At 67.8% G+C, this 20743-nt stretch carries 22 protein-coding genes; 10 read left to right on the forward strand and 12 right to left on the reverse strand.

Going from position 1 to position 20743, the window contains the following annotated elements; all coding sequences use genetic code 11:
* Position 1 precedes the first annotated feature (1 nt).
* Complete coding sequence (locus tag ACZK13_RS09350) at positions 2–1900, forward strand: DUF7844 domain-containing protein (protein ID WP_478482480.1); 1899 nt, start codon at positions 2–4, stop codon at positions 1898–1900.
* Here the strand turns inward: ACZK13_RS09350 and ACZK13_RS09355 are convergent.
* Positions 1878–2954: an ATP-binding protein gene (locus tag ACZK13_RS09355; protein WP_032128780.1), complete on the reverse strand. Its 1077-nt coding sequence runs from the start codon at positions 2952–2954 to the stop codon at positions 1878–1880. The genes ACZK13_RS09350 and ACZK13_RS09355 overlap by 23 nt on opposite strands.
* Positions 2954–3670: a response regulator gene (locus tag ACZK13_RS09360; RefSeq protein ID WP_020424480.1), complete on the reverse strand. Its 717-nt coding sequence runs from the start codon at positions 3668–3670 to the stop codon at positions 2954–2956. Before ACZK13_RS09360 ends, ACZK13_RS09355 begins: the two co-directional genes overlap by 1 nt.
* A 129-nt stretch (positions 3671–3799) precedes the next feature.
* Between ACZK13_RS09360 and ACZK13_RS09365 the strand changes: the two genes are divergently transcribed.
* The 4 genes from ACZK13_RS09365 (at position 3800) to ACZK13_RS09380 (ending at position 9286) form a co-directional block, all read left to right on the forward strand.
* Positions 3800–4948, forward strand: a complete 1149-nt coding sequence (locus ACZK13_RS09365; RefSeq protein WP_125895391.1) for an efflux RND transporter periplasmic adaptor subunit — start codon at positions 3800–3802, stop codon at positions 4946–4948.
* A gap of 36 nt (positions 4949–4984) precedes the next feature.
* Positions 4985–8134, forward strand: a complete 3150-nt coding sequence (locus ACZK13_RS09370; protein WP_478482481.1) for a multidrug efflux RND transporter permease subunit — start codon at positions 4985–4987, stop codon at positions 8132–8134.
* Positions 8115–8507, forward strand: coding sequence for a nuclear transport factor 2 family protein (locus tag ACZK13_RS09375; protein WP_293796829.1), 393 nt, complete (start codon positions 8115–8117; stop codon positions 8505–8507). Before ACZK13_RS09370 ends, ACZK13_RS09375 begins: the two co-directional genes overlap by 20 nt.
* An 83-nt stretch (positions 8508–8590) precedes the next feature.
* Positions 8591–9286: a COG3650 family protein gene (locus ACZK13_RS09380; RefSeq protein ID WP_125895388.1), complete on the forward strand. Its 696-nt coding sequence runs from the start codon at positions 8591–8593 to the stop codon at positions 9284–9286.
* A 50-nt stretch (positions 9287–9336) separates the two neighbouring features.
* Here ACZK13_RS09380 and ACZK13_RS09385 read toward each other — a convergent pair whose 3' ends face one another.
* The 6 genes from ACZK13_RS09385 to ACZK13_RS09410 all read right to left on the reverse strand — a co-directional run bounded on the left by ACZK13_RS09385 (position 9337) and on the right by ACZK13_RS09410 (position 13431).
* Positions 9337–9870, reverse strand: a complete 534-nt coding sequence (locus ACZK13_RS09385) for a hypothetical protein (RefSeq protein ID WP_253144503.1) — start codon at positions 9868–9870, stop codon at positions 9337–9339.
* Positions 9860–10426: an elongation factor P-like protein YeiP gene (gene yeiP / locus ACZK13_RS09390; RefSeq protein ID WP_005409468.1), complete on the reverse strand. Its 567-nt coding sequence runs from the start codon at positions 10424–10426 to the stop codon at positions 9860–9862. Before yeiP ends, ACZK13_RS09385 begins: the two co-directional genes overlap by 11 nt.
* Positions 10427–10474: 48 nt before the next feature.
* Positions 10475–11245, reverse strand: coding sequence for an SDR family oxidoreductase (locus tag ACZK13_RS09395; RefSeq protein ID WP_049457458.1), 771 nt, complete (start codon positions 11243–11245; stop codon positions 10475–10477).
* A gap of 100 nt (positions 11246–11345) precedes the next feature.
* Entirely contained in the window at positions 11346–12242 is an 897-nt protein-coding gene (locus tag ACZK13_RS09400; RefSeq protein WP_049400129.1) for a hydroxymethylglutaryl-CoA lyase, read from the reverse strand.
* On the reverse strand, positions 12239–12640 hold the full coding sequence (locus tag ACZK13_RS09405) for a VOC family protein (RefSeq protein ID WP_132810027.1): 402 nt from the start codon (positions 12638–12640) through the stop codon (positions 12239–12241). The genes ACZK13_RS09400 and ACZK13_RS09405 overlap by 4 nt, the downstream gene beginning before the upstream one ends.
* Positions 12641–12642: 2 nt before the next feature.
* Positions 12643–13431, reverse strand: coding sequence for an enoyl-CoA hydratase-related protein (locus ACZK13_RS09410; RefSeq protein WP_478482482.1), 789 nt, complete (start codon positions 13429–13431; stop codon positions 12643–12645).
* 119 nt (positions 13432–13550) lie between these two features.
* On the opposite strand from ACZK13_RS09410, the gene ACZK13_RS09415 reads away from it, so the two are divergent.
* Genes ACZK13_RS09415 through ACZK13_RS09425 form a run of 3 tightly spaced genes read left to right on the forward strand, consistent with a single transcriptional unit; the run spans position 13551 to position 15921 of the window.
* Positions 13551–13805, forward strand: coding sequence for a FeoA family protein (locus ACZK13_RS09415; protein WP_032128790.1), 255 nt, complete (start codon positions 13551–13553; stop codon positions 13803–13805).
* Entirely contained in the window at positions 13802–15667 is a 1866-nt protein-coding gene (gene feoB / locus ACZK13_RS09420) for a ferrous iron transporter B (protein ID WP_253144507.1), read from the forward strand. Before ACZK13_RS09415 ends, feoB begins: the two co-directional genes overlap by 4 nt.
* Positions 15667–15921, forward strand: a complete 255-nt coding sequence (locus ACZK13_RS09425; RefSeq protein ID WP_253144509.1) for a DUF6587 family protein — start codon at positions 15667–15669, stop codon at positions 15919–15921. The genes feoB and ACZK13_RS09425 overlap by 1 nt, the downstream gene beginning before the upstream one ends.
* Before the next feature lie 142 nt (positions 15922–16063).
* On the opposite strand, the gene ACZK13_RS09430 is transcribed toward ACZK13_RS09425, so the two are convergent.
* The 4 genes from ACZK13_RS09430 to ACZK13_RS09445 form a co-directional block, all read right to left on the reverse strand.
* Entirely contained in the window at positions 16064–16525 is a 462-nt protein-coding gene (locus tag ACZK13_RS09430; protein WP_346485290.1) for a DUF4304 domain-containing protein, read from the reverse strand.
* Positions 16526–16641: 116 nt separating this feature from the next.
* Positions 16642–17223 (reverse strand): NAD(P)H-dependent oxidoreductase, encoded by a 582-nt coding sequence (locus tag ACZK13_RS09435; RefSeq protein ID WP_253144514.1) that lies wholly within the window; start codon positions 17221–17223, stop codon positions 16642–16644.
* Between the two features lie 55 nt (positions 17224–17278).
* The gene (locus ACZK13_RS09440; protein ID WP_032128795.1) at positions 17279–17674 is read right to left on the reverse strand and encodes a MerR family transcriptional regulator; all 396 of its coding nucleotides are present in this window, start codon (positions 17672–17674) and stop codon (positions 17279–17281) included.
* A gap of 4 nt (positions 17675–17678) precedes the next feature.
* Positions 17679–18440 carry a 3-oxoacyl-ACP reductase gene (locus ACZK13_RS09445; protein WP_430541967.1) on the reverse strand — a complete coding sequence of 254 codons (762 nt, stop codon included), beginning with the start codon at positions 18438–18440 and terminating at the stop codon, positions 17679–17681.
* Positions 18441–18578: 138 nt separating this feature from the next.
* Here ACZK13_RS09445 and ACZK13_RS09450 point away from each other — a divergent pair, with 138 nt between their 5' ends.
* Positions 18579–19259: a 4-hydroxy-tetrahydrodipicolinate reductase gene (locus ACZK13_RS09450; protein ID WP_346485321.1), complete on the forward strand. Its 681-nt coding sequence runs from the start codon at positions 18579–18581 to the stop codon at positions 19257–19259.
* 308 nt (positions 19260–19567) lie between these two features.
* Positions 19568–20695 carry a glutamine-hydrolyzing carbamoyl-phosphate synthase small subunit gene (gene carA / locus ACZK13_RS09455; protein WP_032128798.1) on the forward strand — a complete coding sequence of 376 codons (1128 nt, stop codon included), beginning with the start codon at positions 19568–19570 and terminating at the stop codon, positions 20693–20695.
* The last annotated feature ends 48 nt before the right edge of the window (positions 20696–20743 follow it).

The raw sequence follows: 20743 nt of genomic DNA on the forward strand, positions 1-20743 counted from the left end.
CATGACCTCGGCGTCATCGCTTTCTGTAGAGCCGAGCCATGCTCGGCTGAACGCCCAGCGCACGCGGATCGCAACAGCAGCCGAGCATGGCTTGGCTCTACAGTGGTTTGGGCGGTGGAACGCAGCCACGCACGGCGTGGCTCTACTGCTGATCGCTCATGTCGCGCACGCAGCCGATCGCCTGCAGCTCGATCCTGCAGGGCTGAGCCCTGCACAGCAGCAGGTGGCGACGCAGACCCTGACCGACGTACAGTCATTGTTGCCAGATGGCCTGCTGCGCGCCCTGCCGGCGCAGGTGCAGGTGCGCTGGAGTGATGGCCTTCCCGCCGATGTGCATGGCCGCGCCTTCGCCGGCCGCATCACGTTGCGCCGCGATCTGCTGGATGATGCCGTGCCCGGTGCGCGCCGCGCACGCCGCAGCGCGCTGGTACACGAACTGAGCCATGTTGCCGACCGTACGGCGGCGAACTGGTCGCGCAGTGTGCGCTGGCGTGATCTGGCCGGATGGCAGCGCAAGCCCTGGCATCTCGGCCGTGGCGGCAATGACTTCCGAGACCGTAGTCCCGATGCGTATGAACTGAAAGATCCGGCCGAGTACCTGGCAGTGAACGCCGAGCATTTCGTGCTCGATGGCGAGTTCGCCTGCCGGCGCCCCGCGTTGGCGCAGTGGTACCAGGCTCACTTCGGAACCCCGCCATCGCTGCCGCAGTCGCACTGCGCGACCACGCTGCCCTTGCTCCAGGCCGAATCGGAAGAAGGCGCTGCATCGCTGCTGCACCTCGATCCGGCGCGCGTCTACGCGGTGGACTACCTGTTCGCCGAAGGCAGTGCGCAGCCGATGAGTCGCTGGGGCCACAGCATGCTCCGGCTGGTGATCTGCAAGCCGGGGCGCGCACCTGGGCAGGATTGTCGCCTGGACCTGGAATACCACCGTGTGCTTTCGTTCCGTGCCTTCGTTGGTGACGTGCAGATTTCCAACTGGCGTGGCCTTACCGGTGGCTACCCGTCGCGACTGTTCGTGCTGCCGCTGCAGCAGGTGGTGGATGAGTACACCAAGGTGGAACTGCGCGGGTTGCAGTCGCTGCCGTTGCAGTTGTCGCCCGGCGAGATCGCCAGCCTGCTCGAGCGCACTGCGCAGGTACACTGGAGCTATGACGGGCGCTATTACTTCGTCAGCAACAACTGCGCGGTGGAAACCGCCAAGCTGCTGCAGGCGGGTGTGCCTCGGCTGGGGGAGGCCGGGCTGGCCCAGTTGAGTCCGCGTGGTTTGAAGCGTCGGCTGTCGCAGCTGCATGTGCTGGACGAGCAGGTACTCACGGACCGCAATGCAGCACAGGCGCAGGGTTACTACTTCGCCTCGGCACGCGATCACTACCAGCAGTTATTCGGCGTGGCGGCAGCCCAGCTGGCATTGCCCGCACGCGACGTACGCGGCTGGTTGAAGCTGCCCGCACAGCAGCGTGCGCTGTGGTTGCTGCAGGGCGACCTGCGCGCAAGCGCCGGCCTGCTGCTGCTGGAACAGGCTGCGCAACGCCGCGCCGAGCTGCGCGCGCGCGATGTGCTGAAACGGCGCCTGCTGGCCGCACCGGACAGTGCCGAGACCCGGGGCCTGCGCCAGTTGCTGGAGCAGGGTGGGCAATGGCTGCGCCCGGGTACGCTGCTGGCGGACGGCGGCTACGGGTTGCCGCTGGCCGATGAGCAGGCGGTGCTGGCCGAAGCGGTTGCCACCGCCAGCGCACAGGCGGTGCCGGCCTGGCAGGCGCTGCGCGTACAGCTGCGTCAGCAGCTGCCGGAGAAGCAGCGCAACGAAATGGATGCGATCGACGCCAACCTCGCTGCGCTCGGTGCCCGCCTGCGGGAACAGGCAGCCACGCCGGCTATTGGCGCGGCAGTTCGATAACGAAACGGCTGCCACCAGCGTTGCCCGCCGTGCAGTAGACGCGGCCGCCGTGCGCGTCGGCGATGGCCTTGACCACCGCCAGGCCGAGCCCGCTACCGCCACCCTGGCGCGAACGCGAACCGTCGGCACGCATGAACGGAGAGAAGATGTCGGCGTGCAGCTCAGGGTCGATGCCCGGGCCCTCATCCTCGATCGCTACCTGCACATGGCCCGGTGTGTCATGCACGGCAATCCGCACCTTGCCCGGGCTGGCATAGCGGCGCGCGTTCTCCAGCAGCGCCAGCAGCGCCTGGCGCAGGCGGGTCGGGTCGCAGTGCGCGTTGTGTTCTTCGCGGCTGGTTTCCAGCTCCAGCACGAAGCCGGCGGCGCGGAACTGGGGATCGACCAGGGTCATCACCGAATGCACTTCGGCCACCACGTCGGTACGTGCGCGGCGCACGTCCAGCCGCGCATTGTCGGACAGGCTCAGCACGCGCAGATCCTCGATCAGTCGTGACAGGCCCTCGACCTGGGCGAGCAGGCTGCGGAACTGTGATTCGTCCGGCTGGAAGACGCCCTCGGCCAGGCCCTGCAGGCGGCCGCGCAGGATCGTCACCGGCGTCCGCAGTTCATGGGCGATGGCTGCATGCCACATCGCACGCTCGCTCTCCACGTGCTGCAGCCGCCGCGCCATGGCATTGAAGTCCTCGACCAAGGTGGCCACTTCGCCCGGCGAGTTTTCCTCGACGCTGGCACGAGCGCCGAGGTCGCCGCCCGCGAGCGCGCGCACGCTGTCCACCAGCGAATTCAATGGCGACAGGATGCGATGGGCAAGACGGAACGAGGCGGCGATGGCCAGCGCCAGGCCGGTCAGGATCACGCCGACCATCCATGCCAGTTCAGGGCCGGTCGGCAGCCAGCTTTCCGGCTCCTCGGTAGTGCCGGGGAAGAATTCGACCAGGACCGCATACAGCAGCCACGATGACAGGATCATCATCACGATGACGCCGATCACCATCAGCGACATCGAGACGATGATGTGGCGGCTGAGCCCGGAGCGGCGCAGGCGGGCCATCAGCGGTCGGCCATCAACCGGTAGCCGACGCCACGCACGCTGGCCGGCACGTTGACCATGCCCACTTCATCCAGCTTGCGGCGCAGCTTGCTGACATGGCTGTCGACCGTGCGCTCCAGCGCCTCGCTTTCCGGCAGGCATTCGTGCATCAGTTCACTGCGGCTGAAGATGCGGGTCGGCGCCAGCGCCATGCAGTGCAGCAGCTTGAACTCGGTGAGCGTGAGCAGCACTTCGTGGCTGTAGCCTTCGCCTTCCACGTGTACGGCGTGGGTGGCCGAGTCGATCAGCAGCGGGCCCGCCCGCAGCGCGGTCGGGGCATCCACGCGCGAGGCGCGCAACGTACGCCGCAGCACGGCGCGCACGCGCGCCGCCACTTCGGCCGGATTGAATGGTTTGACCACGTAGTCATCAGCGCCCATGCGCAGTGCGGTCAGCTTGTCCAGGTCCTGGTCCAGTGCGGTCAGCATGATCACCGGCGTCTCGCCGCGCTGGCGCAGCTGGGTCAGCACGCTCCAGCCATCCAGCCGCGGCAGCTGCACGTCGAGCAGGACCAGGTCGGGGCGGGCGCTGCGATGCAGGTCCAGTGCGCTGTGGCCGTCGGCGGCGCGCAGCGTACGCAGTCCTTCGCGTTCCAGATAGGCGGTAAGAATGTCGGCGATCTCGGCCTCATCCTCGACGATCAGGACGAGGGCGGCGAGGGCAGGGGCGGCATGCATGCAGGGGCGGGGCCTTAAGGTGCTTGCCTCCATCGTATCTCCACAGTTCCTCCATCGAAACCCCATCATCGCCACGCACACTGGGTTCTTCAGAACCTATCAGCCGCCCGCGCGGCATTGTGCACAGCAATGAGAACCTTCAGGACTCCGGTCGCGTTGATCGCGGCCCTCGCCCTGGCCATGACGGCCTGCTCCACCCCCGAAGCCACGCCCGAAGCCGCACCCCGCGTGAGCGTGGTTACCGTCGGCCCGCAGGTGGTGCAGCGTGACGACGAACTGCCTGGCCGCGTGGCCGCCGTGCGCACCGCGCAGATCCGAGCGCAGGTGGGTGGCATCGTGCAGCGCCGGCTGTTTGACCAGGGCGCGGAAGTAGACGCCGGCCAGGCCCTGTTCCAGATCGATCCGGCGGCCTTCCGTGCCGATGTCGATTCGGCACTGGCCGCGCTGCAGCGCAGTGAGGCCGCCCTGGGCCGCAGTCGCGTGCAGTCGCAGCGCCTGCATGCACTGGCCGCGGCACAGGCCGTCAGCCAGCAGCATCGCGACGATGCCAGTGCCGAGTACGAACAGGCCCGTGCCGCGGTGAATGAAGCGCGCGCGATCCTGGCCCGTCGCCAGCTCGACCTGCGCTATGCCACGGTCAGCGCGCCGATTGCCGGCCGCATCGACCAGGCGCTGGTGACCGAAGGTGCACTGGTCGGCGTGGCCGATGCCGAGCCGATGGCGGTGGTACAGCAGATCGACCAGGTCTACGTCGATGTGCGCCAGCCGGCGGCCCAGCTGGAATCGCTGCAGCGCAGTGCTGCCGGTGGTGGCGAGCTGCCGGTGACGATCATCGGTGCCGCCGGCAAGCCGCTGCCCGAGCGTGGCCAGATGCTGTTCTCCGGCATCAACGTCGATGCGCGTACCGGTGATGTGATCCTCCGCATCCTGGTCGACAACCCGCAGCGCCAGCTGCTGCCCGGCATGTATGTGCGCGCGAAAGTGCCGCGGGGTGCACCGGCCAGTGCGCTGACCGTGCCGCAGCAGGCCGTGCTGCGCAGCGCCGGTGGCCAGGCTTATGCCTGGGTGATCGGTGGCGATGGCAAGGCGGTGATCCGCACGCTGGAGGTCGACGGCAGCGTTGATCGCCAGTGGCTGGTGCGCACCGGTCTGAAGGCGGGCGAAAAGGTGGTGGTCGAGGGCCAGGAACGCCTGCAGGAAGGCGTGGTGGTCGATGCGCGCGACTGGCAGGTGCCGGTCGCCAGCGCCGGCGCGGTGCAGGCCGGCAGCAAGGGCTGAGCCTTTCCCGGGCCAGCCCCTCCAGGAAAATCCAACATGGCACGTTTCTTCATCGATCGCCCGGTGTTCGCCTGGGTGCTGGCGATCTTCATCATCCTGGCCGGCGTACTGGCGATTCCGCACTTGGCCGTGGAGCGCTATCCGGCGGTCGCGCCGCCCAGTGTCAGCATCTATGCCAGCTACCCGGGGGCCAGCCCGCAGACGCTGAATGATGCGGTGGTCGGGCTGATCGAGCGCGAGCTGTCCAGCGTCAAGCACCTGCTGTACTTCGAATCGTCGGTGGACACCTCCGGCGAAGCCTCGATCACTGCGACCTTCAAGCCCGGTACCAACCCGGAGCTGGCGCAGGTGGACGTGCAGAACCGGATCAAGGCGATCGAGCCGCGCCTGCCGCGCAGCGTGCGCCAGAACGGCCTGTTCGTGGAGGCCGCCGATTCCGGCTTCCTGATGCTGGTCGGCCTGCGTTCGCCGGATGCCAGCGTCAGCGAGGCCGCGCTGGGCGATTTCATGGCGCGCAACATCATCGAAGAGCTGCGCCGCATCGATGGCGTCGGCCGCGTGCAGCTGTTCGGTGCCGAACAGGCGATGCGCGTTTGGCTGGACCCGACCCGGTTGACCGGCTACGGCCTGACCATGGGCGATGTGGCCACCGCCATCGAGCAGCAGAACCTGGAGATCTCGCCCGGACGCATCGGTGATTCGCCGGGTGTTCCAGGCCAGCGCATCACCGTGCCGCTCAGCGCCGATGGGCAGCTGTCCACGCCGGAGCAGTTCGCAGCCATCGTGCTGCGCGCCGGGGCAGACGGTTCACGGGTGGTGCTGGGCGATGTCGCCCGCGTCGAACTGGGCGCGCAGAGCTATGCGTGGGGCACCCGCGAGGATGGCCACCCAGCGACCGCCGCCGGGGTGCAGTTGCGTCCTGGCGCGAACGCAGTGCGCACCGCGTCGGCGGTCCGTGAGCGCATGGCCGAACTGGCGCCGCTGCTGCCGCGCGGCGTGGAGTCGAGCATTCCGTTCGACACCGCACCGTTCGTCAAGATCTCGATCCAGAAGGTGGTGCAGACGCTGCTGGAGGCCATGCTGCTGGTGTTCGCGGTGATGTACCTGTTCCTGCAGAACTGGCGCTACACGCTGATTCCGGCGCTGGTCGCACCGATCGCGCTGCTCGGCACCTTCGCGGTGATGCTGGCACTGGGCTTCTCGATCAACGTGCTGACCATGTTCGGCATGGTGCTGGCGATCGGCATCATCGTCGACGACGCCATCGTGGTGGTCGAGGGCGTGGAACGGATCATGGCCGAGGAAGGACTGCCGCCGCGCGAGGCCACCATCAAGGCGATGCGCGAGCTGACCGGTGCGGTGATCGGCATCACCCTGGTGCTGACCGCCGTGTTTATTCCGATGGCGTTGGCCAGCGGCTCGGTGGGCGCGATCTACCGCCAGTTCACCGTGGCGATGGCGGTGTCGATCCTGTTCTCGGCGCTGCTGGCATTGAGCCTGACGCCGGCGCTGTGCGCGACCCTGCTGCGCCCGAATACCCATGGACACCATGGTCGTGTCGGGCTGTTCGGTGCCTTCAATCGTGGCTTCGAGAAGATGACCGGGCGCTACCAGCGTGGCGTGGCCTCGGTGCTGCAGCGCAGTGGGCGGGTGATGGGCGTGTTCGCCGCACTGGTGGTGGCGCTGCTGCTGGGCCTGCACTGGTTGCCGGGCGCATTCCTGCCGGAAGAAGACCAGGGCTATTTCATGACTTCGATCCAGCTGCCGGCCGAAGCCACCGCCGAGCGCACGCTGGCCGTGGTCGAAGCCTACGAGCGGCACGTGGCCTCGCGTCCGGGCATCGGCTCCAACCAGTCGATCCTCGGCTACAGCTTCTCCGGCTCCGGCCCGAGCGCGGCGCTGACCTACACCATGCTCAAGGACTGGAGCGAGCGTGCAGGCGCCACCGCGGCCGGCGAGGTGGAGGCCGCGCAGAAGGCGATGTCCACGATTGCCGAGGGCGAGGTGATGAGCGTGATGCCGCCGGCGATCGACAGCCTGGGCCGTTCGTCCGGCTTCTCGCTCGCCCTGCAGGCGCGTACTGGGCAGAGCCAGGCCGAACTACGCGCGGCCCTGCAGCAGCTGCTGAAGCTGGCCGAGGCCAGCCCGCTGCTGTCCGAGGTGCATGCCGATGGCCTGCCGGCCGGCACCAGCGTGCGGCTGGACATCGACCGGGCCAAGGCCGAGGCGATGGGCGTGGGCTTCGAACACATCAGCAGCACGCTGTCGGCTGCGATGGGCTCGCAGTACGTCAATGACTTCCCCAACAAGGGCCGGTTGCAGCAGGTGATCCTGCAGGCAGACGCCTCGCACCGGATGGAACTGGAGGACGTGCTGAAGCTGTACGTGCGTAACAGCGAGGGCGGCATGGTGGCGCTGTCCGAACTGGTGACCCCGCACTGGACCGAGGCGCCGCTGCAGCTGCAGCGCTATCTCGGCTTCCCGGCGCTGAATCTGTCCGGCGCCCCGGCCTCCGGCGTGTCGACCGGTCAGGCGATGGCGGAGATGGAGCGGTTGGCGGAGAAGCTGCCGTCTGGCTTCACCCTGCAATGGACCAGCCAGTCGCTGCAGGAGCGCGAATCCGGTGCGCAGGCGCCGTGGCTGTTGCTGCTGTCGATGCTGGTGGTGTTCCTGGTGCTGGCGGCGCTGTACGAGAGCTGGTCGATTCCGCTGGCGGTGATGCTGGTGGTGCCGCTGGGCCTGCTCGGCGCGGTCGCCGCCGTGTTGTTGCGCGGCATGCCCAACGACGTGTTCTTCAAGGTCGGCATGATCACGGTGATCGGGCTGTCGGCGAAGAACGCGATCCTCATCGTCGAGTTCGCACGCCAGCTGCAGCAGCAGGGCCGTGGCCTGGTCGAAGCGGCCTTGGAGGCGGCACGGCTGCGCCTGCGGCCGATCGTGATGACCTCGCTGGCGTTCGCGCTGGGCGTGGTGCCGCTGATGCTGGCGCAGGGCGCATCGAAGGAAACCCAGCAGGCGATCGGAACCGGCGTGTTCGGCGGCATGGTCAGTGCGACCGTGCTGGCGGTGTTCTTCGTGCCGGTCTTCTATGTAGTAGTGCAGGGTGCGCGGCAGTGGATCGCGCAGCGCCTGCGCAGGCGCCGGCCGATGCCGGAAGGAATCGTGGATGGAACGGAACATCGTTGAAGATCTGCACGAGCAACAGTTGATGGCGCTGGAGCAGCGCCTGTGCGCAGCGCTGCTGGAAAATGATCACGATGCGCTGACCGCGCTGGTATCGCCGGCCTTGTTCATGATGGACGGCCATGGCGGCCGCATGCTCGACCTGCCGTGGCTGGGCGATTGGCTGGCCGGTGGCCTGCAGGTACGGAACCTGCAGTTGCACGCGGTGGAAACGCTGCTGTGCGGACGCCTGGCATTGTTGTCCAGTGACGTGCGCTTGTCGGTGCGCGGGCAGGGCCAGGAGCGCGAGCTGAAACTGCGCCTGCTGCGGGTCTGGACCTGCAGTTCCGGCGACAGTGGCGCACAGTTGCTGTCGATGGCGGTGCTGGCCGCGTGAGTGCGGTCAGGCCGCTTTCAGGCCCCGCTCACCGGCAGGTGGTAGGGTCGAAGATCTCTGTAGTGTCGACAAGGAGTCGAGCCATGCGTGTAGTCCCCAGTCTGTTGGCAGCCTCCCTCGGGTTGGTCCTGGCCGCGTGCCAGCCGGCACAGCCACCCGCTGCGGGCGGCACTGATGCCGCGCCGCCGGCCGCGCCCGAACCGGCTGCCAGCACCGGCGCCGGTACCGGCAGCGAGACCATGTACCGGTGTGGTGATCTGAACGTGCGCGCGACCTTCAATGGCGAGGATGCGGCGACGGTAGTGATCGGCGAACGTACCTTCGCCATGACCTCCGAGCGTGCGGCGTCGGGCGCGAAGTATGGCGATGGCCAGGGCAACAGCTTCTGGACCAAGGGCAGCGATGACGGCCTGTTGAGCCTGAAGGGCCAGGCCGATCGCGAGTGCCATGCGGTCGAAGCCACCGAAGGCGATGGCAGCGCCGGCAATGCCGCGTTCCGTGCCACCGGCAATGAACCCGGCTGGCTTGCAGTCGTTGACGGCGATGCGCCGGGCCTGCAGGTGGAAGTCGATTACGGCGAGCGCCGCTTCGATGTGGCCAAGCCCGCCGAGGGGGCCGACGGATGGAGTGGCAAGGCGTCCGACGGTACCGACGTCAAGCTCAGCTTCCAGCGCACCACCTGCCAGGACGACATGAGTGGTGAGGCGTTCGAGGCCAAGGTGAACCTGACCATCGGCACCCGCCAGTACCACGGCTGCGGCAATTTCGGCGCGAAGTAACGCCCGATTCCGCGGATCGGTGACGCCGGGCCATGCCCGGCGTGCATCGATCAGCCCCCGCAGGGCTTCAGGTCGAGATCGAAGTCCAGGTCATAGCGGCCGTTGATCCCGATCAGCGCTGCGCGGACAGCGCAGTCACCGCGATGACGCGCGACCAGATCGGTGAAGTTCTTCTCGCGGCCTTCGCAGTATTTGGCGCTGGCCTCTTCCAGTTCACGGCGACGCTCGTCGTCGTACGGCTCTTCGCCGGCAAAATGCTGGCAGGTGTTCTCGCGCGCGAGGAAGGCCTGCACGTCGGCCGGCATCGCGCAGTAGATGCGCACGTCGTCGACGTCATACCCATCCTCCGGGACCGGACAGCCTGCGGCTGCACGTACCTTGTCCAGGTCCTCTTCGCCCGAGGGCTGCTCGGTAGCGGGCTCCGCTTCGGCGATGGCCTCCACGGCGGCCGGTGCCTCCACCGCTGGTGCGGCGGTCACGGCCGGTTCGGCTGGCGTGGCGTCGGCAGCATTGTCCGCTGCCTGCGGCGAACATGCCGCAAGCAGGGACAGGCAACCGATCAGCGCAAGGCGCTTAGTCGGCACGGCCAGCGAATTCGCCGGTGGCGGTGTTCACCAGCACGCGCTCGCCGTTGACGATGTACTCCGGCACCATGATTTCGATGCCGGTGTTGAGCTTGGCCGGCTTCGGGCGCTTGGTGGCGGTGCCGCCCTTCAGTTCCGGCGGGGTTTCAATCACTTCCAGCACCACCGAGGCCGGCAGCTGGATCGCCACCGGCTGCTCGTCGATCACCTGCACGTAGATGCCGGTCAGGCCGTCGGTGATGTAGCCGGCGTCGTCGCCGATCACGTCCGCGTCCAGGGTGTACGGGGTGTAGTCCTCGTCATCGAGGAACACGAACGCATCGCCGTCCTTGTACGAATAGGTGGACTGGCGGCGCAGCAGTTCGACCTCGACCAGGTTGTCGTCGGCATCGAAGCTGGCATCGAGCTTGTTGCCGCCCGGCACGCTGTACATGATGAAGCGGAAGCGGACGTTGCCGCCGCGACCCTGCGGCGAGCTGCGCTCGATGTCGCGGATCTGGTACACGCCGTTGTTGTACTCGACGACGTTGCCCTTCTTGATGTCGTTGGCTTTCATGGTGATCTAGGTCGTTGGGGGAGGGCGCCGTCCCGGCGCCGGGGGGAATCACTTCGGAGCGAGGCGGGTAGCGCCGTCCAGGCGGATGGTCTCGCCATTGAGGTAGGTGTTGCCGAGGATGAAGCCGACCAGGCTGGCGAAGTCTTCCGGCTTGCCCAGGCGCGACGGGAACGGGATCGACGCGGCCAGCGACTGCTGCACCGCCTCGGGCATGCCGTCGACCATCGGCGTCCAGAACACGCCTGGAGCAATCGTATTGACGCGGATGCCGAAGCGCGACAGTTCGCGCGCCATCGGCAGCGTCATCGACACCACGCCGCCCTTGCTGGCGGCATACGCGGCCTGGCCAATCTGGCCTTCATAGGCGGCGATGCTGGCGGTGTTGATGATCACGCCGCGCTCGCCGTCGGTGCCGGCCTCGTTGTGCTGCATGCGGTTGGCCGCGGCCTTTGCAACGTTGAAGCTGCCGACCAGGTTGACCATCACCGTGCCCTGGAAGCCGGCCAGCGGCATCGGGCCTTCCTTGCCCAGCACGCGGCCAGCGCCGAGGATGCCGGCGCAGTTCATCGCCACGTTCAGGCCGCCGAGGAAATCGTGGGCCTGGTCGATGGCTGCCGAAACGGCCGCTTCATCGCTGACGTTGACGTTGAAATAGCGGGCCTTGTCGGCACCCAGCCCGGCAACGGCGGCTGCGCCCTTGTCGTCGTTGAGGTCGAACAGGGCCACCTTGCCGCCCTGGGCGACGAGGTGCTGGGCCACGGCCAGGCCGAGGCCGGAGACGCCGCCAGTGATCACGGCACGTACGGAAGACAGCTGCATTGAACGGTCCTGCAGGTTCGAGAACCGCCGATTCTAACGGAAGCCGTGACCGCCGCTGTTGTGCACTGCGCCGCCGGTGCAGGGCGGCGCAGTGCAGCGGTCAGCCGGCGGCGGCCAGTGCCTGGCCGGTGCGGCTGGCAGTGGCGCGGCCGAGCAGACCGGCCAGCCAGCGGCCGGTCTCGGCCAGTGCCGGCAGGTCTACGCCGCTGTCCAGGCCCAGGCCCTGCAGCAGGTAGACCACATCCTCGCTGGCGACGTTGCCGCTGGCGCCCTTGGCATACGGGCAGCCACCGGCGCCGGACACCGCGCTGTCAACCACGCGCACGCCTTCTTCCAGGCAGGTGGCGATGTTGGCAATGGCCTGGCCGTAGGTGTCGTGGAAGTGCACGGCCAGTGCCGCCATTGGAATCTCGGCGGCAACCGCCTGCAGCATCGCCCGTGCCTTGCGCGGGGTGCCGACGCCGATGGTGTCGCCCAGCGAGATTTCGTAACAGCCCATCTGGTGCAGGGCGCGCGCCACCCGCACCACGTCGGCCAGTGGCACCTCGCCCTGGTAAGGGCAGCCGAGTACGGTGGACACGTAACCGCGCACGCGCACGCCATCGGCGGCGGCGCGGCGCAGGATCGGCTCGAACCGGGCCAGCGATTCGTCGATGCCGGCATTGGTGTTGGTGCGGTTGAACGCCTCCGAAGCGGCGGTGAACACCGCCACTTCCTCCACGCCCACCGCACGGGCGCGGTCGTAGCCCTGTTCGTTCGGTACCAGCACCGGGTAGTGGATGCCGGCCCGGCGCTGGATGCCGGCGTAGACCTCGGCGGCATCGGCCAGCTGCGGGATCCACTTCGGGCTGACGAAGCTGGTCGCCTCGATGCTGCGCAGGCCGGTGGCCGACAGGCGGTTGATCAGTTCGATCTTGTCGGCGGTGGACACCGACTGCTTTTCGTTCTGCAGACCGTCACGCGGGCCGACCTCGACGATGCGGACGTAGTCGCTCATGCGGCCACCTCGTCGGCAGGGCGGTGGCAGACCGCCTCGATGTTGTTGCCATCCGGGTCGAGCACGAAGGCGCCGTAGTAGTCGGGGTGGTACCACGGGCGCAGGCCCGGCGCGCCGTTGTCGCGACCGCCGGCGGCGAGGGCAGCGGCATGGAAGGCGTCCACCTGGGTGCGGCTGGCGCAGGCGAAGGCCACGTGCACGCCGTGGCTGGCGGTGCCGCCATTGCCGAGCCAGAAGAACGGCTTGCCCTCGCTGCCGAAGCCGATGTGGTCGTGCGCGCCGGTCTGTTCGGCGGTGACTTCCATCACCACGCCGATCTGCAGCGGCGCCAGCGCCTGCAGGAAGAAGGTCTTGCTGCGCGCCAGGTCGGCGCTGGTCAAACCAAGATGATCGAGCATGTTCAGGCTTCCGTGACCCAGTGGGGCGCGCGCTTGTCGAGGAAGGCGCCCAGGCCTTCCTGGCCCTCGGCGGACACCCGCAGGCGCGCGATCAGGGCGGCATTATCGCGATCCAGGGCATCGCGGTCATGGCTGTCACGCACCTGCCGCACCAGCTGCTTGGCGCTGGAAGAAGCGATCGGGCCGGCCTTGTCGAGCAGGGCCAGCTGGCGCTGCACGGCCTCGTCCAGGCGTTCCGGCTCGACCAGCTGGTGGACCAGGCCGATGCGCAGCGCAGTCTCGGCGTCGAAATGCTCGCCGGTGGCGAACCAGCGACGGGCCTGGCGCGGGCCGATGGCCTCGATCACGTAGGGCGAGATCACCGCCGGCAGCAGGCCGAGCCGGCTTTCGGTCAGGCCGAAGCGGGCCGCGGTGCTGGCGATGGCGATGTCGCAGCAGGCGACCAGGCCGACGCCGCCACCGAAGGCCGCGCCGTGGACCCGGGCCAGGGTCGGCTTGGGCAGCTCGTCCAGGGTGCGCATCAGCCGCGCCAGGGCCAGCGAGTCCTCGCGGTTGTCGGCCTCGCTGGCGGCGGCCATGCCACGCATCCAGTGCATGTCGGCGCCGGCCGAGAAGGAGGCGCCGTGGCCGGCCACCACTACCGCGCGCACCGCGTCGTCGCGTCCGGCGGCTTCGAGGGCGCCGGTCAGCCGCGCTATCAAGCCGGCGTCAAAGGCATTGTGCAGCTCGGGCCGGTTCAGCCAGAGGGTGAGGACGGCGCCGCTGCGCTCGATCTGCAAAGCATCGTTCATGGGATTCCAGGGTCACTCCATACCTGTATGGATCATAGCGGGCCATTGGTCATGGGCCATGACGCGACGCGGGAATGTTAGAATCGAGAACCATTTACATCCAGCAGAGAATGCGCTAGATGACGCTGTCCGAACTGCCGCTGCACGCCTCGGCCGTGGTCGAGTCCGTGCAGGACCTCCATGCCAACGATGCCATCGCCCGTCGCCTGCGCGAGCTGGGTTTCGTGAAGGGCGAGGAAGTGCGCCTGGTGGCCAAGGGCCCGGTCGGTGGCGAGCCGCTGCTGGTGCAGGTCGGGTTCACCCGGTTTGCGCTGCGGATCAGTGAAGCCAAGCGCGTCGTGGTCGACGCCAACCGCCAGGAGCGTCGCGCATGACCGCTGCAACTTCTACCGCGCCCCTGCGCATTGCGCTGGTCGGTAACCCCAACAGTGGCAAGACCGCGCTGTTCAACCAGCTGACCGGCAGCCGGCAGAAGGTTGCCAACTACACCGGCGTCACCGTTGAGCGCAAGGAAGGCCGCCTGCGCGCGCCGTCCGGCCGCGAGTTCGCCGTACTCGACCTGCCCGGTGCCTACAGCCTGCACCCGGCCAGCCTGGACGAGGCGATCACCCGTGACCTGTGCCGGGGCTTCTACCCGGGCGAGGCTGCACCGGACGTGCTGCTGTGCGTGATCGACGCCACCAACCTGCGTCTGCACCTGCGCTTCGCGCTGGAACTGCGCGAGCTGGGCAAGCCGATGGTGGTTGCGCTGAACATGGTCGATGCGGCCCAGCGCCGTGGCATCCAGGTGGACGTGGCCGCGCTGGAGCGCGAGCTGGGCGTGCCGGTGGTGGAAACCGTGGCGGTGCGCAAGCAGGGCGCCAAGGCCCTGGTCGAGCGCCTCGATGCGATGGTGCCGCACCTGGATGCGCCGGTGCCGGGCCCGGAAGGTGGCATCGACTACCACGCCAAGGTGCGCGAGATCCTGTCAGTGGCCGTGCGCATGCCGGCACGGACCGCCAAAGTCGACGACGCGCTGGACCGCTGGCTGCTGCACCCGGTGTTCGGCCTGATCAGCCTGGCGGTGGTGATGTTCCTGATCTTCCAGGCGGTGTATGCCTGGGCGACACCGTTGATGGACGGCATCGAGGCCGGTTTCGCCTGGCTTGGTGCCTTCGTCGGCAGCGTGCTGCCGGAAGGCCCGCTGGCCAGCCTGCTGACTGACGGCATCATCGCCGGTGTGGGTGGCGTGGTGGTGTTCCTGCCGCAGATCCTGATCCTGTTCTTCTTCATCCTGGTGCTGGAGGAATCCGGCTACCTGCCGCGTGCGGCGTTCCTGCTCGACCGCATGATGGCCGCCGCCGGCCTGTCCGGCCGCTCGTTCATCCCGCTGCTGTCCAGCTTCGCCTGCGCGGTGCCGGGCATCATGTCCACGCGCAGCATCCAGGACCCGCGTGACCGCCTGGCCACGATCCTGGTGGCGCCGTTGATGACCTGCTCGGCGCGGCTGCCCGTGTACGCGCTGCTGATCGGTGCATTCATTCCGCAGAAGACGGTGTGGGGCGTGTTCAACCAGCAGGGCCTGGTGCTGTTCGGCCTGTACGCGGCGGGCATCCTCAGTGCGCTGGCGATGTCGTGGATCATGAAGAAGTGGCGCCGCGACAAGAGCGAGCACCCGCTGATGCTGGAGCTGCCGTCATACCGCCTGCCGCACGTGCGCGACCTGGCGGTCGGCCTGTACGAGCGCGGCATGATCTTCCTCAAGCGTGTCGGCGGCATCATCCTGGCGCTGACCATCCTGCTGTGGGTGCTGCTGTCGTTCCCGGCGGCTCCGGCCGGCGCCACCATGCCGGCCATCGATTACAGCTATGCGGGCCAGATCGGCCATGCGATGGCGGTGTTCTTCGCGCCGCTGGGCTTCAACTGGCAGATCTGCATTGCGCTGATTCCGGGCCTGGCCGCGCGCGAAGTGGCGGTGTCCTCGCTGGCGACCGTGTACGCGCTGTCCGCAGCCGATGACGATGCCGCCAGCCAGGCGCTGACCCCGCTGATCAGCGATGGCTGGTCGCTGGCCACCGCACTGTCGCTGCTGGTCTGGTACATCTATGCCCCGATGTGCATCTCGACGCTGGCCACCATCAAGCGCGAGACCAACTCGTGGAAGCAGATGGGCTTCGCTGCGTTCTACCTGTTCGCGGCGGCCTACGTGGCGGCGCTGATCACCTACCAGGTGACCAAGGCACTGGGAGGCGGCTGATGGATACCGGCCTGCTGCTGCAGTACCTGATCATCGCGGTGGCCGTGCTGGTCAGTGCCTGGGTGGTGCTGAAGAAGCAGTTCCCCGGCACCGTGCGCAGGCTGCGCGGGGCGCTGGCGCTGGCCCTGCTGAAGCCGGGCCGCGCTGCCTGGCTGCAGGCGCTGGGGCGGAAAATCGCGCCGCCGGCGACGGGCGGTGGTGGTGCCTGTGGCGGTTGCGACAGCTGCGGGCCGACGCCGCCGAAGCAGCACTGACGCTGCTTTTCCTGCCCTGGTGGGTGCGAACCTTGGTTCGCACGCTTGCGGGCTTCATCCACGCATGGCGTGGATCTACTGTGGGTTTTCCGCCACGCATGGCCGCCACGCATGGCGTGGATCTACCGGACCTCGGCTGGATTCAAACCTCTCTACGGATGATCGCGCGGAAACTTCCGTCCTGATTCAATCGCCGCACCGACTCCCTGTTTCCATGGGTTGTCGCGAAGCCCGCCACGTCGGCAAGGGCATCGAGCAGCAGGCATTTCATCCCATCGCGATTGCCGGCCTCCAGCAGATCATCCAGATCCTGCTGGATAAAAGCCCGGCGCAGGCCGGGCGTCTCTTCGATCCGCCAGTCGACATGAGGCGTGGGAATGCTGGAGCGGTATCTGAAGGCGGTTTCAAGGTCGTCAGGCGCGAGGGGATACGCGAGCAGTTCTGGAAAGTAGAGCCCGGCATTCACATAGAAGCCCCGGCTTTCGCTGGCGCGTTGGTGATTGACGACAAGCAGGGCGGCATCCAGCAAGCGGTAGCGGGTCGTCGACGTGCCGGAAAAGCCGGTCTTCCTGGCGCACTTGCTGAAGACAGTCGAGGATTTCATGGGCTTTGCCTGGGCCGTAAGAAGTGCCTACAGCCTTGAGGCGCGGTGCCTGGCGGTCAATTGGCAAACGCGACACATGGAATGTGGCCGGCATTTCATCCACGCATGGCGTGGATCTACCTGGCGCGTGAACCCAGCTCTGCTGCCAACGCCAGCCACTTGCTGCGTTGTGCTGGGGTACTGCTGCGCACCGCACCGAGACGGCTGACCCGCACAGGGCGGATGCCGCAGAATTCCAGGAGGGGGGCGCGGATCTGGGTGATGCCCGGGTCGCGGTAGATCCAGCGGTAGTACCAGGGCGGCGTATCCAGCGTGGTGATCACCCGCGCGCTGCGCCCGGCCAGCAGCCGGTCCCACCACACCGAATCGCGCCGGTAGCGGAAGGCGTACCCCGGCAACAGCACGCGGTCGAAGAAGCCCTTCAGCAGGGCCGGCATCGCGCCCCACCAGGTGGGGTAGACCAGGACCAGATGATCGCAGGCTTCAATCGCATCGGCGGCATCCTGCAGATCGGCTTCCAGTGGCTGGATCTGGCGGTAGCCGTGTCGCAGCACCGGGTCGAATTCAAGGTCGCCCAGTGCGATCAGGCGCACCCGGTGGCCGGCGTTCTCGGCGGCCGTGGCATAGCGCTGGGCGAGCGCGCCGCACAGGCTGTCGCGGTCGGGATGGCCGAGCAGGATCAGGATGGAACGGGACACGGCAACCTCGGGCAATGGAAAGTGCGCGAGGCTGCGGTCTGCCCCAAGGGCAGAGTCAAGCCTGGGTCGTGCAGCCGCTGGGTTCCAGCACGCAGTCATTGCTGCCGGAGAGCAGCCACTGCTGCAGTTCGTCGCTGACCTGCTGCAGGTCGAGCTCGACCTGCGCCAGCCGTGCCCGCTCGCTGGCAATGCGGCTGCGCTGCTGCTCAAGCAGGGTCAGCACTGCCTGCCAGTCGAGCCGCCCGTCGCGGCCCTGCAGGCGCGAGATTGCCGCCAGCGTGATACCCAGCCCCAGCGCCTGGCGGATCAGCTGCACCCAGGCCACGTCCTGTTCGCTGTAGTCGCGGTAGCGGTTCAGTCGTGGCACCGGCGGCAGCAGGCCGCGCGCCTCGTACAGTCGGATGGCCTTGGCGCTGGCACCGGTCAGGCGGCTGACCTCGGAGATGCGCATCGGCTCAGTCCCGCACCAGTCCGCCATCCACCACCAGGTTCTGGCCGGTCACCGCGCGTGACCACGGGCTGGCGAAGAACAGCGCGGCATCGGCGAATTCGGTCGGGGTGGTGACGCTGCGCAGTGGGGTGTTGGCGGCGATGTAGTCGAATACCGCTTCGGGTGTGGCGGCGCTGGCATCGGTGGTGCGCAGCAGGCCGCCGGACAGCATGTTGACGGTGATGCCGTGCGGGCCGAGGTCGCCGGCCAGGGTGCGGGTCAGCGACAGCAGTGCGGCCTTGGCGGCGGTGTAGTCGTGGTAGGGCACCACCGGGTTCTGGAACAGGTTGGTGCCGATGTTGATCACACGGCCGAAGCGGCGGGCCTGCATACCGGGCAGGGCGGCCTGCACGGTGTTCAGCGCGCCATGCACGCTGCCCTCGAACTGCGCCTGGAATGCCGGCCAACCGATTTCCGCGGCGCCGTCGCGGGCATCGCCATTGAACGAGAAAGCGGCCAGCGCGTTGTTGACCACGGTGGTGACACCTTGGCCGAAGTGGGCCAGCGCGTGCTGCAGCATCGCATCGACCTGGGCGCGGTCGGTGACATCGGCCGGCAGCGCGATCGCCTGGCCACCCAGCTCGCTGGCCAGCGCGCGTGCGCCGGCCTCGCTGCGGTGGTAGTTGATGATGACGCGGGCGCCCTGGGCGGCGAAGGCGCGGGCGATGTGCTGGCCAAGGCCGCGACCGGCGCCAGTGACCAGCACCAGCTGTTCGCTGATCTGCATGAAGGAGCTGCCATCCATTGCATGAAAGGGCATGCAGCGTAGCAGCGATGGCGCTTGCCGGAGCGGGCGTGCTGCCGCTAGCCTGCAGGCATGAACCAGACTCCCCTGCGATTGCTCATTCACGGTGCCTCCGGGCGCATGGGCCAGGCCCTGCTGCGGCTGGCCGCCGAACATCCCGAAACCCTGCAGATCGTGGCTGCAGTGACCGGCCGTGCGCCGGCACAGCGCGTGGTCGACGGCGTGCCGTTCTTCGGCGCCAGCGAACTGCCTGGCGCGCCGGTGTTCGATGTGGCGATCGACTTCAGCCTGCCGGAGGGCTTCGACCCGATGCTGGCGCTGTGCGTGGAGCGGGGTGCGGGCCTGGTCTCGGGCACTACTGGCATCTCCAGCACACAGCGGCAGGCGCTGGAGGCCGCGGCGGCGTCCATCCCGCTGGTCTGGGCGTCGAATTTCAGCCTGGGCGTGGCGGTACTGGACGAGCTGGTCGAGCGCGCGGCGCAGGCGCTGGCCGGCTGGGACTGTGACATCGTCGAATCGCACCACACGCAGAAGAAGGACGCGCCGTCGGGCACCGCGCTGACCCTGGGCGCGGCTGCGCAACGGGGCGGGGCGGAGCCGCACTACGCCAGCCTGCGTGCCGGTGACATCGTGGGCGAGCACCTGGTGCAGTTCACCGGTCTGGGCGAGCGCATCGAGCTGGTGCATCGGGCCACCAACCGCGACATCTTCGCCCGCGGCGCCCTGTTCGCCGCCCGCCAGCTGCAGGGCCGGGCCCCGGGCAGCTACCGGGTGCGGGACCTGCTGGACGGCCCCCGGTAACGGTCCAGGCCGATGGTAGATGCCAACCTTGGTTGGCAGGCTTTCCGGGAAGCGCCAACCAAGGTTGGCGTCTACCAGGGTCATGGCGGCCCGCATACGCCGCCGGATTGAAATGAATGCGCAATCGCCTGTTCATGAAGTGCGATAACCGCTGGCGCGAGCGCCCCGGCAGCGCTACAATTCGCACTCGCCGAATCACGAAAGCCGGACCGGTCCCAGACCGCACGTCCGCGCTTTTTTGCAACCGGATTTCCGTGAAGCGCAGGCGTGACTTCGGCAGCCCCCTCGGTAGCCAAAGTGAGATTCCCGTGACCCAAGCCGCAATCCTCGTCCTCGAAGACGGCACCGTATTCGAGGGCGAATCCGTAGGCGCGCCCGGCCTGTCCGTCGGTGAGGTGGTGTTCAACACCGCCATGACCGGCTACCAGGAAGTGCTGACCGACCCGTCCTACGCCCGGCAGATGGTCACGCTGACCTATCCGCATATCGGTAACACCGGCATGACCGACCAGGATAATGAAGCGTCCAAGGTGTGGTCGGCCGGCCTGATCGTGCGCGATGTTCCCCGCCGTCCCAGCAACTGGCGCAGCCAGGTGTCGCTGCAGGACTGGCTGATCCAGCGTGGCGTGGTCGCCATCGCCGGTATCGACACCCGCAAGCTGACCCGCATCCTGCGCGAGAAGGGCGCGCAGAACGGTGCGCTGATGGCCGGTGACATCGACGTGGAAAAGGCACTGGAAGCTGCCCGCAAGTTCCCGGGGCTGAAGGGCATGGATCTGGCCAAGGTCGTCACTACCGAGAAGACCTACACCTGGACCGAGGGCCAGCTGGACCTGGATGCCAACGCCTTCGTCAGCGTGCCGGCCAAGTACAAGGTCGTGGCCTACGATTTCGGCGTGAAGACCAACATCCTGCGCATGCTGGCCGAGCGTGGCTGCGAAGTGACCGTGGTGCCGGCACAGACCCCGGCCGCCGAAGTGCTGGCGCTGAAGCCGGATGGCGTGTTCCTGTCCAATGGCCCGGGTGACCCGGAACCGTGCGACTACGCCATCGAAGCGATCAAGACCTTCATCGACGTGAAGATCCCGACCTTTGGCATCTGCCTTGGCCACCAGCTGCTGGGCCTGGCCTCGGGCGCGCAGACCATGAAGATGGGCCACGGCCACCACGGTGCCAACCACCCGGTGCAGGACCTCGACAGCGGCCGGGTGATGATCACCTCGCAGAACCACGGCTTCGCGATCGATGAAGCGACCCTGCCGGCGACCCTGCGCGTGACCCACCGCTCGCTGTTCGATGGCACCAACCAGGGTGTCGCCCGCACCGACGTGCCGGCGTTCTCGTTCCAGGGCCACCCGGAAGCGTCGCCGGGCCCGACCGATGTCGGTCCGCTGTTCGACCGCTTCGTGGTGCTGATGGAGCAGGCCAAGGCGTGATCAGTACGCCGCCGGCCCCCCGGTGGCGTCGCGATGGACCGTAAACCC

It is taken from the genome of Stenotrophomonas sp. 99219_Sma (assembly GCF_056480785.1).

What these genes read in the sequence shown, in the direction of transcription:
- ACZK13_RS09350 (WP_478482480.1), top strand. Translation starts at nt 2, where the DNA reads ATGACCTCGGCGTCATCGCTTTCTGTAGAGCCGAGCCATGCTCGGCTG.
- ACZK13_RS09355 (WP_032128780.1), bottom strand. Translation starts at nt 2,954, where the DNA reads ATGGCCCGCCTGCGCCGCTCCGGGCTCAGCCGCCACATCATCGTCTCG.
- ACZK13_RS09360 (WP_020424480.1), bottom strand. Translation starts at nt 3,670, where the DNA reads ATGCATGCCGCCCCTGCCCTCGCCGCCCTCGTCCTGATCGTCGAGGAT.
- ACZK13_RS09365 (WP_125895391.1), top strand. Translation starts at nt 3,800, where the DNA reads ATGAGAACCTTCAGGACTCCGGTCGCGTTGATCGCGGCCCTCGCCCTG.
- ACZK13_RS09370 (WP_478482481.1), top strand. Translation starts at nt 4,985, where the DNA reads ATGGCACGTTTCTTCATCGATCGCCCGGTGTTCGCCTGGGTGCTGGCG.
- ACZK13_RS09375 (WP_293796829.1), top strand. Translation starts at nt 8,115, where the DNA reads ATGGAACGGAACATCGTTGAAGATCTGCACGAGCAACAGTTGATGGCG.
- ACZK13_RS09380 (WP_125895388.1), top strand. Translation starts at nt 8,591, where the DNA reads ATGCGTGTAGTCCCCAGTCTGTTGGCAGCCTCCCTCGGGTTGGTCCTG.
- yeiP (WP_005409468.1), bottom strand. Translation starts at nt 10,426, where the DNA reads ATGAAAGCCAACGACATCAAGAAGGGCAACGTCGTCGAGTACAACAAC.
- ACZK13_RS09395 (WP_049457458.1), bottom strand. Translation starts at nt 11,245, where the DNA reads ATGCAGCTGTCTTCCGTACGTGCCGTGATCACTGGCGGCGTCTCCGGC.
- ACZK13_RS09400 (WP_049400129.1), bottom strand. Translation starts at nt 12,242, where the DNA reads ATGAGCGACTACGTCCGCATCGTCGAGGTCGGCCCGCGTGACGGTCTG.
- ACZK13_RS09405 (WP_132810027.1), bottom strand. Translation starts at nt 12,640, where the DNA reads ATGCTCGATCATCTTGGTTTGACCAGCGCCGACCTGGCGCGCAGCAAG.
- ACZK13_RS09410 (WP_478482482.1), bottom strand. Translation starts at nt 13,431, where the DNA reads ATGAACGATGCTTTGCAGATCGAGCGCAGCGGCGCCGTCCTCACCCTC.
- ACZK13_RS09415 (WP_032128790.1), top strand. Translation starts at nt 13,551, where the DNA reads ATGACGCTGTCCGAACTGCCGCTGCACGCCTCGGCCGTGGTCGAGTCC.
- feoB (WP_253144507.1), top strand. Translation starts at nt 13,802, where the DNA reads ATGACCGCTGCAACTTCTACCGCGCCCCTGCGCATTGCGCTGGTCGGT.
- ACZK13_RS09425 (WP_253144509.1), top strand. Translation starts at nt 15,667, where the DNA reads ATGGATACCGGCCTGCTGCTGCAGTACCTGATCATCGCGGTGGCCGTG.
- ACZK13_RS09430 (WP_346485290.1), bottom strand. Translation starts at nt 16,525, where the DNA reads ATGAAATCCTCGACTGTCTTCAGCAAGTGCGCCAGGAAGACCGGCTTT.
- ACZK13_RS09440 (WP_032128795.1), bottom strand. Translation starts at nt 17,674, where the DNA reads ATGCGCATCTCCGAGGTCAGCCGCCTGACCGGTGCCAGCGCCAAGGCC.
- ACZK13_RS09445 (WP_430541967.1), bottom strand. Translation starts at nt 18,440, where the DNA reads ATGCAGATCAGCGAACAGCTGGTGCTGGTCACTGGCGCCGGTCGCGGC.
- ACZK13_RS09450 (WP_346485321.1), top strand. Translation starts at nt 18,579, where the DNA reads ATGGGCCAGGCCCTGCTGCGGCTGGCCGCCGAACATCCCGAAACCCTG.